The sequence below is a fragment of the Listeria sp. MAN/IMW/UF555 genome, from assembly GCF_058684075.1.
On record NZ_JBZWZS010000001.1, the window covers coordinates 36720 to 52200 of the forward strand.

The window sequence follows — 15481 nt, forward strand, 5'->3', positions numbered from 1 at the left end:
TCGTGTCATTAGTCATTTCAATTATCATTACACTTGTTTTTGGGGCTGGAATTATCATGATAAGAATGAAAGCATCGAAGCGTCCAGCAAGTGTGAAAGGGATTATCATACCGCCAATTATGATGTCGACAGGCGCACTCATGTTTGTTATTCCTTTTTTCCGTGTTTCGTTAGTAGATATTTTAGAAGCAATTGCCATGGGGCTAGTGTTTTCTGTTATTTTAATTTGGACTACAAAATTCGAAGTTCGTCATAAATACGTATTTATTAAACGCACGAAAGCTTTTCCGGTTATTTTGATGGGATTATTGCTTATTCGGATTTTCATTAAATATTGGATTAGCGGCAGTTTGGAAGTAGGCGAATTATCTGGTATGTTCTGGATTATGGCGTTTGCAATGATTGTGCCTTGGCGAATCGTTATGTATTTCCAATATAAAAATACGGAAAAACAGCTAGGTAAAGTAGAAGTTAGTGGTGAGTACGAATAATAGTGAAAGCATTTTCCAAAACAGCTTGAATTATCTAGTATGAATAGCTTATAATGAATAATGTTACATCGTGAGTAATGTTACTTGCCGGATGGGTGAAGCATATCCGAGACTGACGCGGCCAGTTACAAAAGGGCTTCCGAGTTTGGCTTGAAAAAAAGGAGGACATCATCTTGAAAAAATGGTTATTAGTAGTTTTAACTTTAGCACTAGGATTGTCGCTTGCGGCTTGTTCCGGTTCTAATAGTTCCGACAAAAAAGAAGACACAAAAAAAGAAACATCAAACGTTAAGGACGACGTATTAAATTATTACATGGACTTAGTAGACGTTATTAATGAAAACAATGGCGATTACAACGCTTATGTAGGAGCGGTTGGCGCAGATCCTAAACCATCTGAAGCAGACCTTGCTGCTCTTGCAAAACCAGCTAGTGAATCAGCACTTAAAGTATCTGAAACACTTGCTAGTGAAAAAACACCAGACCTAGGTAAATACACAGATGATTTCAAAGCAGCTGTGAAACAATTAAGTGATGCTTATAAATTAGAAGCAGATGCACTTAAAGCTAGTGGTCGTGATACAACAAAAGCAGACGAAGCGATGGCAAAAGCGGACGAAGCAATTGCTGGCGTATTAAAAGATGCTGGACTTAATCCTTCAAGCATTACAACTGATACAGCTTCCTGATAATAAAAAAGACAGTTTCCAAATTGGAAGCTGTCTTTTTTATTATTTGTTTTTTGTTTGGTTAATTTCATTTTGAAGTTGTTCAAATGTCGCCATTAATTCTTGAGACTTAACTTCTAGTAGCTCTTTTTGGTCAAGTTCGGTATCATTGAATAATACCGGATCGCCAAAACGAATAATGATTTTTTTGCGTTTTAAAATTTCTCCAAAGGTCTTTGGTCCATCATAAACGGCAGGTAGCATTGGAACTTTTGCTTTATGAGCGATAGTTACAGCACCACGTTTTAAATGAAGGTTGGTTGTTTTTCTTGTACCACTAGGGAAAATACCAACTACTTTACCAGATTTAAGCATCCGAATGGGAGCTTTAATGGCACTTGGTCCAGGATTATCACGATTGACTGGGAAAGCATTAAGGTGCGTCATTAGCCAGTTGAGGAATTTTCCTTTGAAAAGCTCTTGTTTCGCCATATAATGTACTGGTGTTGGCGACAAAGCGAAACCAAGATATAAGATTTCAATCCAAGACGTATGAGTGGAAACTACAACATAAGGCGCTTCGATAATTTTCTCTTTGTTTTGTACTTGAAATCGTCCACCAATAATAATTAAAATAAAATGAACGAGGTTTTTTGCGAAATGATAAAACAACTTCTTCACTCCCAATATTGCTAGTTATTTTTTTAAACTATATCTAGTATACTTAAAAATGACGAGTTTTGCATTAAAAATAAATAATCTCTGAGAAAAAGAAAAGAGGAAAACGATGAAATTTTTACATACAGCTGATTTGCATTTAGGAAAAATTGTATCTGGCGTATCGATGCTAGCTGAGCAAGAATATATTTTGGCACAAATAACGAAGATTGCCGAGGAAGAACAAGTTGATGCGCTTATTTTGGCTGGAGATTTATATGACCGTGCTGTACCGCCTGCGGATGCGGTGAAAGTGCTAAATGATATTTTAGTGAAATGGAATGTAGAACTAGGTATTCCGATATTTGCGATTAGTGGTAATCATGATAGTGCAGAGCGACTAGCTTTTGGCAGTCAGTGGTACGAAAGCAGCAAGCTATATATGAAAGGGAAATGTACTTCGCAGTTTGAACCAATTTCGTTTATGGATGCGGAAGTGTGGCTTGTGCCTTATCATGAGCCGGCAATTATTCGTGAAGTCTTGGCTGACAGTTCTATTCGTAGCTTTGAGGACGCTATGCAAGCCGTGACGAAACAAATTCGAACAAAATGGAACCCAGCTAAGGCGCAAATTTTAGTAGGACATGCGTTTGTTTCTGGCGGGATTCCTAGCGATTCAGAACGCCAACTTGCGATAGGAAATGTGGACCGAGTTTCAACGAACTGTTTTGATGGATTTACTTATACCGCGCTTGGTCATTTGCATCACCCGCATGCGATTAATCATCCTGCTATTTTTTATAGCGGATCGCCGTTAAAATATTCTTTTTCAGAAACAAAGGATAATAAAAGTGTGCGCATTGTAGAAATTGAGGGAAATGAACTTATTAATGTAAAAGAGCGATTTCTAACGCCGAAACATGATATGCGCATTATTTCTGGAACACTAGCGGAACTTACGGAAAACTTAGTGGAAAATCCAAATGATTTCTTTCAAGTTAATTTAATGGATGAAGGTGCTTTAATTGATCCAATGGGGAAATTGCGCCAATTTTATCCCAATATTTTACATTTAGAACGTAAAAAGCAAACCTTAAAAGAAACGCAAGATAACTTTGAAGAAATGATGAAAAAAGATGATTTAGAGTTATTTGGACAATTTTTTGAATATGTAAATGGTACGAAATTAACGGAGACGCAACAACAAAAATTAGCAGATGTGTTTGAAGAAGCGCGAAAGGAGGATACTGAATGAGACCGATAAAATTAACCATGCAAGCTTTTGGAGCTTATGCCAAAAAAGAAGTAATTGACTTTGAAAAACTAGGAACGGAACAAATTTTCGTGATTTCTGGTAAAACAGGGGCGGGGAAATCCACTATTTTTGATGCAATTAGCTTTGCAATTTTTGGAAAAGCAAACACATTCGATCGGGAAAGTTTTTCCATGCGCAGCCATTTTGCGACGGACAAAGAAATAACGGAAGTAACGCTTGTGTTTAGGTTGAAAGACAAAATTTATCAGATCAGTCGTATTCCTCAACAAGAAATTGCTAAACAACGAGGAAATGGAACGACAACTTCTCCTCAAAAAGCTGAATTATACGAACTCATAGGTGATGAAATGAAGCTCCTTGCGAGTTCCGTTCGTGATGTTAATACGAAAATGGAAGAATTAATTCAACTTAATGTGGATCAATTTAGACAAATTTTAATGATTCCTCAAGGTGAATTTAGAGAACTACTTGTATCGGATAGTAAAGAAAAAGAAGTAATTTTGCAACGATTAGCGCATACAGTGTACTATGAAAAAGTTGAAAATTTGCTGTGGGAAAAACAAAAAGAAGCAGAAATTTTAGTTGTCGAAGCGAGAAAAAAAGTCGCCGAGCTTGCCGAACTCAGCTTGCCAGGAATAGAAATAACCGGCAAGACAACAACTGAAATTAGTTCGCTGCAAAAAGAAGCTATCAAGCAAGAACAAGCAATTTTAGCAGAGTTAGAAAGTGCTTTAAGCATCATTCGTAAAGAAACAAGTGAAGCGGTTGAAAAAGTGACTCTTGCGAAAGAACAACTGCTTGATTGGCAAAATTTAGATTTATATATAGAAGAAGTAGCTAAATTAGAAGCTGAAAAAGATTTTTATCAAGTGATAGCAAACCGAATTGAAGCAGCTAAAAGAGCCAGTAACCTGCGTTCTCAGGATGCGCTTTGTATCCGTTTAAAAGAACAATTAGAAACAGCAGTAAATACTGAAAAACAAGTAGCGCATGAAGTAGAGTTGATAACAAACCAATTTTCAAATGCAAAAAAACAAAAAGAAGCACTCGCCGAACAAGAAGAAATACTAGAAACTAACAAACGGACACTTTTTCAATTAGAAGAAATGGAACCAAAAATCATTGAATTAGAAACAGTAACGATTCAAAAAAGACGCGCAGAAATTAATTGGAAAGAAGCAGCGAATCGTTTAGAAAAAGTGATGAAAACAGAGCAGGAAATCGCAGCAGAACTACAGTCAATGGAAACTCGTTTAGGAGAAATTAACCAAGCAGAACTAGCGATTTTAGAGGCTATTAATAAACGAACAACTGCCGAAGCTCTCATTGAAAAAAATCAAGAACTTGTTAATAAACGAATGAAAATGGATCTATGGAATAAACAAAAACAAACAGAAGAACAAACGCTAAAACAACTTTTAACAGAAAAATTAGCTATAGAAACAACGATTAAACAAGAAGAATCAAATTTACAACAAGAACAAGCTGCAACACTCGCAGCTCATTTGCACGAGGGTGACGCTTGTCCTGTCTGCGGATCTGTGTCACATCCACAATTGGCAGAATACGGGGAATCGGCCAGCCTCACAACGCTAGAAGAGGCAAAAGCCAAACTACATGAAAAACAATTAGCGATTAATGAGGTTGAAAAATCAATCAGCCAACTTGAATGGCAATTAGCTGAATGGGCGGATATAGCAGATGTGGACTTAGTCGCAGTAGAAAAGTTATTAGCAGAAAACCGCCAATTAGCTAAAAACCTAACAGATCAAATAAATCAATTGCAAACTAACGTGGCGCAAAAAGAAAATATTCAAGGCGCACTTGAAACATTAATAAACAAACAAAAAGAGCTAGAAACAGAAAAAAATAATACGGCTCTTCAAGTAGAAAGTTTTCATCAAGAAGTCCAACTCTCATCTGGAAAACTAAGCTATTTAGAACAAGCAATTCCAGTCGATTTACGAGACAAAACTATTTTTGATAAGAAAAAGAATGAATTAAGTAACAGCATTAAAACGCATCTGGAACAAGTCGAACAAGTGGATAAAATATTTAGAGAAGCTGAAAAAGAAACAACTAGGCTGGAATCAACATTGCAATCTGCCGAGAACACAACACTAGACGCTAAAGAAGCATTACAAGTCCAACGCGAAGTTTTTAAAGACGCAATGAAACAAAATGATTTTCCTACTTATGAGGCTTATAAACAAGCTTTAATGTCAGCAGAAGAATTAAAAAGTAAAGAAGAACAACTAGCTGACTTTGAGCGGAAACGCCATTTAGCTATATCACGCCGAGCTGATTTAACAGAAAAACTGAAAAACAAACAAAAACCAAATATCGAACAACTAGAATCATTTATGACCGAAAAGCAATTAGAACTTGCTCAGTCAGAAGAAAACACAATTAAGCAACGCGACTTTGTTTTGAAACGAAAAGAACTTGCCGAAAACTATCAAAACAGTATTCAAGCAGTAGAAAAAGCAGAAGTAAATTATGCGGACATTGGCTTATTAGCAGACTCAGCACGTGGTAAAAATGCTAGAAGGCTAACATTTGAACGTTATATTTTAGCGATGTTTTTAGATACTATTATCCACCGAGCTAATCATCGTTTATCTAAAATGACTAGCGGACGCTTTGAACTCAAGCGAAAAATCGAAAAAGCAAAAGGGAATGTCCAAAGTGGGTTAGAACTTGAAGTTTTTGATGAATATACGGGGCTGACGCGTCATGTAAAAACACTTTCAGGTGGAGAAAGTTTTAAAACCTCGCTAGCACTTGCTTTGTCGCTTGCAGAAGTTGTCCAAGAAATGGCTGGTGGAATTTCACTGGAAACCATGTTTATTGATGAAGGGTTTGGTACGCTTGATCCAGAGTCACTAGAGGTCGCCGTAGAATGTTTACTGGAAACACAAGAAAATGGCCGCTTAGTCGGGATTATTTCCCATGTGCCAGAGCTAAAAGAACGCATTTCAGCAAGGTTAGAAGTAACCGCAACTAATCACGGAAGTACAACTAAATTTATTACTGCTAATAGCTAAAAGACCGCTTGCGTTGCCGTCACTCGTCTTTTCCTATATAATAGTAGTTTAGAGTAATGGACGGTTTTGGGAGGAAGAAAGTAATGGAGCACTTTACAGCAATTCAAAATAAAATGATTCCATATAGTGTGAAACAGGCTGGAAAAAAACTGATGGAAGACGGAGAAATCATTCAGTTTCGTGAAAAAGACGCATCAGACCATTTTTTAACCTATTTTATTGATCAAAATGTCGTAGAAGATGCTGGTAGTGAAAATTATGCTTGTAGCTGTGCCGATTTTCAGCTAAATGCTATTTGCAAACATATCTACGCGACACATTTAAAAATGGAAAAAGAAAAACAAAAAGCAGCCAAACAAGATTTTAAAAATCGAATTCTCACACAAGAATCAAATACACTTCTTTCCCTTTTTCAACAAAATATGGCGCAACAACTTGAAGTGGAAGAGGATATTACTAATAAAATACCACTTCAAACACAATATATCATTCGCTTAAAACCCGATGATTCTAGTTATATTATGACAATTGAAGTCAAAGTAGGGACAGAGCGAACGTATGTAGTAAAAAATATGAATACATTTTTAGCTGCGATTCGTGATCGGCAGTGGCTTGTCTTTACTAAGAATTTTGCTTATGATCCAAATGAGCATTTCTTTTTGGAAGAAGACAAACAAATTTTGGATAAATTACTTCAAATCAGTGAAATTGCCAAGATGTATGATACAGATTCTTTCTACTGGTCAAAATCCTATGCAGAAGAGAAAAATCTAACTATTCCACCTAGCATGGCTGGTGAACTATTAGAACTCTTAACTGAACGCGACACGACTTGTATTATTATGAAAGAACGCGTAGAAGATATTAAATACCGCGGCATCAACGTTCGCCGCGATAACCTAGACTTTATTTTTGAACTTAAAAAAAGTGCGGATGACAAATATCAACTGGAAATGGAAGACTTACAGCAAGCAATCTTTTTCGAAGCTTATCAATTACTTTTCTTTGATGGTACTTTTTTCATCCCTGTTAAAGAAGTTTGGGAATCTTTAAAACCGTTAATGGAATTTCATAAAGTTACGAAAAATGAAGTGGTGCAGTTTTCAGAGTCGCAATTGAGTGAAGTGATTTCCTATGTTTTACCAGCTTTACAAAAAAGTGGTAAATTGAAACTGGACGACTCGATTGAAGACCGGATTACACAGCAACCACTTGACTGTAAATTATTTATTGCCCTGGAATACGGAGAGCATACATTACGCCTTGAATATCATTATGGCAATCAATTATTTGACCCATTTGCAATTACGGAAGAAGAAAACGAAAAAATCATGATTCGCGATGTTGAAAAAGAAGCACGCGTGATGAATATTATCGAAAGCGCCCCTGTTCATTTTTCAGGAACAAAAATGGTTGTTAATAAACAAGAAAAGGACTTATATCAATTTTACTATCGAACCATTCCAAAACTTGCCGAGTATGCGGAGATTTATATGGAAGATGGTTTAGAAGAAATGGTAGAAGACAATGTGCGCCCTGTGACAACGCTAGATGTTTCTTCAGATAATGATTATCTTTCTGTTTCGTTTGATTTCAAAGGCATCCCGGAAGAAGAAGTCCAAAATGTCCTGGAATCATTGCGAGAAAAACGTAGCTATCATCGTCTGAAAAATGGACGTTTCTTATCGCTTGAATCAGAAAACTATAAACAAATGGAAGACGTACTACAAATGTTAGAAGTGCGTAAAAAAGATGTCCAGCCGAATATGCAAGTTCCGCTTTATCGAGGTATGCAAATTTACGATATTTTAGGAGCGGGAACGCAAGATGAACATCATAAATTCAGCCGTTCTTTCCGTGAACTACTGACAGACATAACTACCCAATCAGAAGACAGTTTTAGTTTACCAAAAGGATTAAAAGCAGAGTTGCGTGATTATCAGTTAACAGGTTTTGAATGGATGAAATCACTTGCTAAATATAATCTTGGTGGTATTTTGGCAGATGATATGGGACTCGGTAAAACTGTGCAAACGATTAGCTTCTTGGCATCAGAATTAGAAGAGAATCCGAACTTAAAACCGGTCTTAATAGTTACACCAGCCTCACTGCTCTACAACTGGCAAAGTGAATTAGAAAAATTTGCGCCAGAAATCCCTGTGACTGTTTTACATGGAACGAAACAAGCTCGTATGGCAGAAATGGAAGAGATAAAACACGGTCATGTTTATTTGATTTCTTATCCATCTTTACGTCAAGATATTATTCATTTCGCTGATGTAGCTTTTTCAAGCGTCATTATTGATGAATCGCAAGCCATTAAAAACTACCATACAAAAGCTTCTCAAGCGGTGCGAGCGCTTAAACGAAATCATGTATTTGCGTTAAGTGGAACGCCGCTTGAAAATAGTATTGATGAATTATGGGCGATTTTCCAAACATTAATGCCAGGATTTTTCCCATCGCTACGCAAATTCAAAGAAATCCCGTACGAAAACATTGCCAAAATGATTCGTCCGTTCTTACTGCGCAGATTAAAACAAGACGTAGTAAAAGAACTACCCGATAAAATTGAAACAAACCTTTATTCTGAATTAACCGATGAGCAAAAAACAATCTACTTAGCTTATTTAGAGAAAATTCAAGCTGACTTAGAAGAAAGTAATAGCAATGCTTCGGAAGAGCGAATCAAATTACTCGCGGGATTAACCCGTTTACGCCAAATTTGCTGTGATCCGAGTCTTTTTGTCGAAAATTATCAAGGTGAATCTGGTAAATTACTACAGTTATTTGATACAATACAGACAGCAAGAGAAAACGGCAAACGAATACTGATTTTTTCTCAGTTCACTGGTATGCTTGCGATTATTCGCCGGAAATTAGAAGAAGATGGTCAACCCCTTTTCTATATGGATGGTAAAACGCCTGCTAAAACAAGATTAGATATGGTTAATGCTTTTAATGAAGGTGAGAATGATATTTTCCTAATCTCTTTAAAAGCAGGAGGAACCGGGCTAAATCTTGTGGGTGCAGATACGGTGATATTATACGACTTATGGTGGAATCCAGCTGTAGAAGAACAAGCGACAGGACGTGCTCACAGAATCGGTCAAAAACGTGTCGTCCAAGTGTTCCGTATGATTACAAAAGGAACGATTGAAGAACGAATTTTTGACTTACAAAAGAAAAAACAAGCGCTCGTGGATGAACTTATCCAACCAGGGGAACAAATGCTAGGTAAGTTAAGCACAGAAGAAATTAAACAAATTTTACAATTGGATAATGGAAGGGATGACAAATAATGAAAAAGTGGGAAGTATTCGCAGTTCAAAATGTAGGCGCAGCAGAGGAAATTATCAACAAGTTAGTAAGTGAGGGCTATGAAAAAGAAGATATTTCTGTTTTAGCTAAATCCAAACATAATAAAAATCTCGAAACATTAGCGGAAAAAGAAAACATTGAAATCGAACGTCCAGTTAATGAAGAGGCGTTTGGCATTATTTCTGGAATACTGCAATCACTTAGTGGCGCAATTGTTATTCCACAAGCTTATAATCCGAAATACGGTGCCCTTTATGCGGCAGGACCTTTTGCTAAATGGTTCTCAAAAACAGACGATAAATCTGTTAAAAAACTTCTAGAAGATTTCGACTTAACAGAAGAACAGGTTGATAAAATGATTGAAAATTTACATGCAGATAACATCTTAATTTTTGCGAGATAGTATCGGTGAAAAAGGAGAAGTTTATGCAAATTAAAGAATTTTTGATTAGTCGTCGTTCAGAGGTAGTTAACAATTTTTACGATAATTATTATACTCAAACGGATGAATATAAGTTAAGGCTTAGTGCTGGTGAGGATGAACAATCTATTCGCTCACTAAGTACCGCATCGTGTGGCATGATTATTGATGTCATTACGGGAGTGAAAGAACGAGATTTTGAAAACATCGGTAAAAGACGCTTCAATGACAAAACGGACATTAGAAAAATCCATCAACATATGAGCGAAATTGATAAATTTATTATAAACAGCTTACTTAAATGGAAAGAAACTGAAGATGTTTTTTATACGGATGCTGATATTATTCAGTTTATGTTAGAAATAAAAGACACACTCGCATCCATTCAACAGCAACTTCTTGAAGGATTTATGCAAGAAAATAGAAATCAAGTTATGGCTCAGCGCAAAGAAATTATCCAATTATCGACGCGTATTATTCCGATTACTGATTCCATCGGAGTTTTACCGATAGTTGGAAGTTTAGATGATGATCGAGGCTATTTTATGAAAGAAAAAGCAATCGAATCTGCGGATAAGTTAAATTTAGACTTCATCGTAATAGATTTTTCTAGCGCCGTTTTAAAAGATGATTTTGCAACAAAACACATGGAAGATATGATTCAGTCATTTAAATTGATTGGATTAATCCCGATACTTTCTGGTATGCAACCAAGCTTTGCCCAGCGCACAATTCAAGTCGGTTCGAATATTTCGAAACTCCAATCATTTGGCTCCCTAGAACAAGCATTAACCAATTTAGGTCTATAAAGAAAAGGTGAATGGCACTTCGTTGTCATTCATTTTTTTGTTATAAGAAAAAGTTATTGAATTATAGCGAATTCTCTTTGTTTACTTATCGCTTATTTTTAAGTACAATAGATGAGAGAGACCAGTCGTTTCAAGAATTGAAGGAGGAAACGTGGATGACTAATTGGAAAGAAAAAGCAAAAGCATCATTTAAACTTAATGACAAAACGTATCATTACTACAAACTTAAAACCTTAGAAGAGGACAAAATCACAAACATCGAGAAATTACCTTATTCTGTACGTGTTCTACTTGAATCCGTATTAAGACAAGCTGATGGCAGAGTAATTAAGGATTCACACGTAGAAGACCTAGCTCATTGGTCAAAAAATGGTAACGAAGGAGAAGTTCCATTTAAACCAGCGCGTGTTATTTTACAAGATTTCACCGGTGTTCCAGCAGTTGTTGACTTAGCTTCATTACGAAAAGCGATGGCTGACCTAGGAGGCGACCCAGAAAAAATCAATCCAGAAATCCCAGTTGATTTAGTAGTCGATCACTCGGTACAAGTTGATAGTTATGCGAATCCAGAAGCGCTAAAAATCAACATGGAGCTAGAGTTCAAACGCAATATGGAGCGTTATCAATTTTTAAACTGGGCGCAAAAAGCATTTGATAACTATCGTGCTGTGCCACCTGCAACTGGTATCGTTCACCAAGTTAACTTAGAGTATTTAGCAAACGTCGTCATCGCGAATGAAGTTTCGGACGGCGAATTTGTAGCGTTTCCAGACTCCCTTGTTGGGACAGATAGCCATACGACAATGATTAATGGTATTGGCGTTTTAGGTTGGGGAGTTGGCGGTATTGAAGCTGAAGCCGGAATGCTCGGACAACCATCTTATTTCCCAATTCCGGAAGTTATCGGTGTGAAATTATTAGGCGCTTTACCAAACGGCGCAACTGCCACTGATTTTGCCTTGAAAGTAACACAAGTTTTGCGGGAACAAAAAGTAGTAGGGAAATTTGTTGAATTTTATGGTCCAGGTGTTGCAACACTTCCACTAGCTGACCGCGCGACTGTTGCCAATATGGCTCCTGAATACGGCGCAACTTGCGGATTTTTCCCGGTAGACAAAGAAGCGCTTAACTATTTAAAACTAACTGGTCGTGACAAAGAACAAATCGAATTAGTAGAAGCTTATTTAGAAGCAAACGATTTATTCTTTACACCAGAAAAAGTAGAACCAAATTATACACAAACAGTGGAAATCGATCTTTCTGCTATTGAACCGAATTTAGCTGGGCCAAAACGTCCACAAGATTTGATTCCGCTTTCAAAAATGAAAGAAACATTCCGTGAATCCATTACAGCGAAAGCAGGAAACCAAGGTTTCGGTCTTGATAAATCAGCTTTAGACAAAGAAGTAACTGTTACATTTGGCAATGGTGACCAATCAACAATGAAAACTGGTTCCGTTGCTATTGCAGCAATTACAAGCTGTACGAATACCTCTAATCCATACGTAATGCTAAGCGCCGGTTTGGTCGCTAAAAAAGCTGTTGAAAAAGGCTTAGAAGTACCAAAATTCGTCAAAACTTCCTTAGCGCCAGGTTCCAAAGTTGTTACAGGCTACTTGGAAAAAGCCGGTTTACTTCCATATTTAGAAAAACTTGGCTTTGACCTAGTTGGTTATGGTTGTACAACTTGTATCGGTAACTCAGGTCCATTAAAAGAAGAAATTGAAGAAGCGATTCAAGAAAGTGATTTACTAGTTTCCGCAGTTCTCAGTGGTAACCGTAACTTTGAAGGACGAATTCATGCACTTGTGAAAGCAAACTTCTTAGCTTCACCACCACTTGTAGTTGCTTATGCGCTTGCTGGGACAACGAACGTAGATATGTTAACAGAACCAATCGGACGTGGTAATAATGGCGAAGATGTCTTCTTAAACGATATTTGGCCAAGTTCAGAAGAAGTGAAGGCGCTTGTAGAAGAAACCGTAACGCCAGAACTTTTCCGTGAGCAATATGCCCATGTATTTGATGAAAATGAAGCTTGGAATGCGATTGAAACTACAGAGGATGCTTTATACAAATGGGATGAAAATTCGACGTATATTGCCAACCCGCCATTCTTTGATAATTTAGCAAAAGAAGCTGGCAAAGTAGAAGCTTTATCTGGTCTTCGTATTATTGGTAAATTTGGTGATTCTGTTACAACCGACCACATTTCACCAGCTGGCGCAATCGGTAAAGATACACCAGCCGGAAAATTCCTGCAAGAAGAAGGCGTAGCGATTCGTGATTTCAACTCGTATGGCTCTCGTCGTGGTCATCATGATGTTATGATGCGCGGTACATTCGCCAATATTCGAATCAAAAACCAAATCGCTCCTGGAACAGAAGGTGGTTACACAACATACTGGCCAACTGGGGATGTGATGTCCATTTATGATGCATCTAGAAAATATATCGAAAACAACACTGGCTTAGTGATTCTTGCTGGCGATGATTACGGAATGGGATCTTCACGTGACTGGGCTGCCAAAGGAACTAATTTACTTGGAATTAAAACTGTAATTGCAAAAAGTTATGAACGGATTCATCGTTCTAACCTTGTAATGATGGGTGTTTTACCACTTCAATTCCTACCAGGAGAAGACGCAGATACACTAGGCCTTACTGGTTCAGAAAGTTTACAAGTGGAAATCAGTGAAGGTGTAGCGCCAAGAGATATTGTCAAAGTAACAGCTGTTCGCGAAGACGGCACTAGCTTCACTTTTGATGCACTTGCACGATTTGATTCAGAAGTAGAAATTGACTATTACCGTCATGGTGGGATTTTACCAATGGTCCTTCGTGGCAAATTAAAATAATTACCAAAAAAAGAAGCGAGCAAATAAGTTCGCTTCTTTTTTTATTTTCACTTGCAAAAAGGGAACGTATGTTTTATTATTGGTAAATAGGAGGCTTGAGCGAATGAGGTATCAAAAGATAAGTTTGGTTGTAACAGGAATAATTGCAGCAGTAGTTGGTTATCTTATTTTCAAAAGCGAGTATCACCCAGATGTTCCGAACTGGCTATTATTTTTATTTTTAGCATTGAGTATCGCAGTTGCAGTTAGTCAGTGGAAAGAGAAACGGATAATTTGGAGTTGTATTGGTTTGTTTGTAGCCGTATTAATTAGTGTGTATTATATTTTAACTATATAGGAGGAACTCAATTTGTCCGAAGAATTACGTTGTCCATGGTCGATTAATGACCCGTTTGAACTAGCATACCATGATGGCGAGTGGTGCGTCCCGAGTAAGGATGATACTTATTTATTTGAAATGTTGAATTTAGAAGGGGCACAAGCTGGCCTGTCATGGAAATTAATTTTACATAAAAGAAAAGCCTATCAAGAAGCTTTTTTTCATTTTGATATTGATAAGTGTGCTCGGTTAACAGATGAAGATTTAGCGCGGATCGTTTCAGAAGCGGCCATTGTGAAGAACCGTTTGAAAGTCAAAGCAGTTCGCACCAATGCCCTAGCTACACAAAAAGTCCAAGCAGAATTCGGCTCATTCGCTAATTATATTTGGAGTTTTACAAATGGAGAGCGAATTATTAATGAATGGCAGGGAATGGGAGAAGTTCCAGCTAAGACGGAACTATCTGAAAAAATAAGTAAAGATTTGAAGAAACGAGGCTTTAAGTTCGTTGGGCCTGTGATTATCTATTCTTATTTACAAGCTATTGGCATCCTGGACGATCATTTACGTTCATGTCCATTCCATACGCTAAATAGGGAGGCGATGAAATGATGATTCCCGCAAAATTAAAACAAGGTGATGAAATTCGTATCATTGCTCCAAGTCGATCTCTTGGTATAATGGCAGAAAATCAAGTCGATTTCGCTGTTAAACGCCTAAATGAGATGGGTTTCAAAGTTACTTTTGGAGAGCATGTTTCAGAAATAGATTGTATGTTAAGCTCTAGTATTCGCTCAAGAGTAGCTGACATTCATGAAGCGTTCAATAATTCGAATGTGAAAGCGATTTTAACTGTTATCGGTGGTTTTAATAGCAATCAATTACTACCATATTTAGATTATGATTTAATTGCTGAGAATCCTAAAATCTTATGCGGATTCTCTGATATTACAGCGCTAGGAACGGCTATTTATACCCAAACCGAACTCGTTACTTATTCCGGCGCACATTTCTCTACCTTTTCAATGAAAAAAGGCCTAGACTACATACTTGATTCATTTAGCGCTTGCTTAGTAGATAAAGAACCATTTGCGCTAACGGCAAGTACCTCGTGGAGTGATGATGAATGGTACTTGGATCAAGAAAACAGGGACTTCAAGCCAAATGAAGGGCTAGTTGTTCTTCAAGATGGAGAAGCAGAAGGAACCATTATCGGCGGGAATCTCTGCACGCTTAATTTACTACAAGGAACCGAATATATGCCTGATTTATCTGGTGCTATTTTATTTCTGGAAGATGATTTTATGACTGTTCCAGAAACGTTTGATCGTGATTTGGAGTCACTTCTTAATCAACCAGGTGCAGATGAAATAAAAGGTTTGGTCATTGGTCGCTTCCAAACAAAAACGGCAATGACAAAAGAAAAACTTGCTTTTATCATAGAAACGAAAACAGCTTTACAAAAAATCCCAGTTATTTCAGGCGCGGATTTTGGCCATACGCAACCACTTGCTACTTTCCCAATTGGCGGAACAGCAAGAATTGATACAAATGCAGTAAATAAAATTGAGATTATCAAACATTAAAAAAAGAGGTTGTCCATAACGGACAACC

General features: G+C 37.2%; 12 protein-coding genes. 11 read left to right on the top strand and 1 reads right to left on the bottom strand.

The features are described 5' to 3' along the window. The first annotated feature begins 2 nt into the window (after window positions 1-2). Together AC4PG8_RS00195 and AC4PG8_RS00200 are read left to right on the top strand one after the other, a co-directional pair. Entirely contained in the window at window positions 3-491 is a 489-nt protein-coding gene (locus AC4PG8_RS00195) for a CcdC family protein (protein WP_070023880.1), read from the top strand. A gap of 173 nt (window positions 492-664) precedes the next feature. Then, window positions 665-1180, top strand: coding sequence for a hypothetical protein (locus AC4PG8_RS00200; protein WP_003767188.1), 516 nt, complete (start codon window positions 665-667; stop codon window positions 1178-1180). A gap of 42 nt (window positions 1181-1222) precedes the next feature. Here the strand turns inward: AC4PG8_RS00200 and AC4PG8_RS00205 are convergent, their stop codons facing one another. Beyond that, window positions 1223-1831 carry a lysophospholipid acyltransferase family protein gene (locus AC4PG8_RS00205; RefSeq protein ID WP_003762533.1) on the bottom strand — a complete coding sequence of 203 codons (609 nt, stop codon included), beginning with the start codon at window positions 1829-1831 and terminating at the stop codon, window positions 1223-1225. Window positions 1832-1946: 115 nt separating this feature from the next. On the opposite strand from AC4PG8_RS00205, the gene AC4PG8_RS00210 reads away from it, so the two are divergent. From AC4PG8_RS00210 to AC4PG8_RS00250, 9 genes are all read left to right on the top strand, one after another. Next, window positions 1947-3071, top strand: a complete 1125-nt coding sequence (locus AC4PG8_RS00210) for an exonuclease SbcCD subunit D (protein WP_185484711.1) — start codon at window positions 1947-1949, stop codon at window positions 3069-3071. Beyond that, window positions 3068-6139 carry an SbcC/MukB-like Walker B domain-containing protein gene (locus AC4PG8_RS00215; RefSeq protein ID WP_492169908.1) on the top strand — a complete coding sequence of 1024 codons (3072 nt, stop codon included), beginning with the start codon at window positions 3068-3070 and terminating at the stop codon, window positions 6137-6139. Before AC4PG8_RS00210 ends, AC4PG8_RS00215 begins: the two co-directional genes overlap by 4 nt. 83 nt (window positions 6140-6222) lie before the next feature. Then, entirely contained in the window at window positions 6223-9441 is a 3219-nt protein-coding gene (locus AC4PG8_RS00220; RefSeq protein WP_492169909.1) for a DEAD/DEAH box helicase, read from the top strand. Beyond that, window positions 9441-9863, top strand: a complete 423-nt coding sequence (locus AC4PG8_RS00225) for a general stress protein (RefSeq protein ID WP_003762529.1) — start codon at window positions 9441-9443, stop codon at window positions 9861-9863. The genes AC4PG8_RS00220 and AC4PG8_RS00225 overlap by 1 nt, the downstream gene beginning before the upstream one ends. A 23-nt stretch (window positions 9864-9886) precedes the next feature. After that, complete coding sequence (locus AC4PG8_RS00230) at window positions 9887-10690, top strand: STAS domain-containing protein (RefSeq protein ID WP_003762527.1); 804 nt, start codon at window positions 9887-9889, stop codon at window positions 10688-10690. 155 nt (window positions 10691-10845) lie between these two features. Continuing rightward, complete coding sequence (gene acnA / locus AC4PG8_RS00235; protein WP_033532966.1) at window positions 10846-13548, top strand: aconitate hydratase AcnA; 2703 nt, start codon at window positions 10846-10848, stop codon at window positions 13546-13548. 103 nt (window positions 13549-13651) lie between these two features. Next, the gene (locus tag AC4PG8_RS00240) at window positions 13652-13885 is read left to right on the top strand and encodes a hypothetical protein (protein WP_003762523.1); all 234 of its coding nucleotides are present in this window, start codon (window positions 13652-13654) and stop codon (window positions 13883-13885) included. Window positions 13886-13897: 12 nt separating this feature from the next. Next, the gene (locus AC4PG8_RS00245; RefSeq protein WP_070752933.1) at window positions 13898-14479 is read left to right on the top strand and encodes a DNA-3-methyladenine glycosylase I; all 582 of its coding nucleotides are present in this window, start codon (window positions 13898-13900) and stop codon (window positions 14477-14479) included. Next, on the top strand, window positions 14479-15453 hold the full coding sequence (locus tag AC4PG8_RS00250; RefSeq protein ID WP_185540571.1) for a S66 family peptidase: 975 nt from the start codon (window positions 14479-14481) through the stop codon (window positions 15451-15453). Before AC4PG8_RS00245 ends, AC4PG8_RS00250 begins: the two co-directional genes overlap by 1 nt. The last annotated feature ends 28 nt before the right edge of the window (window positions 15454-15481 follow it).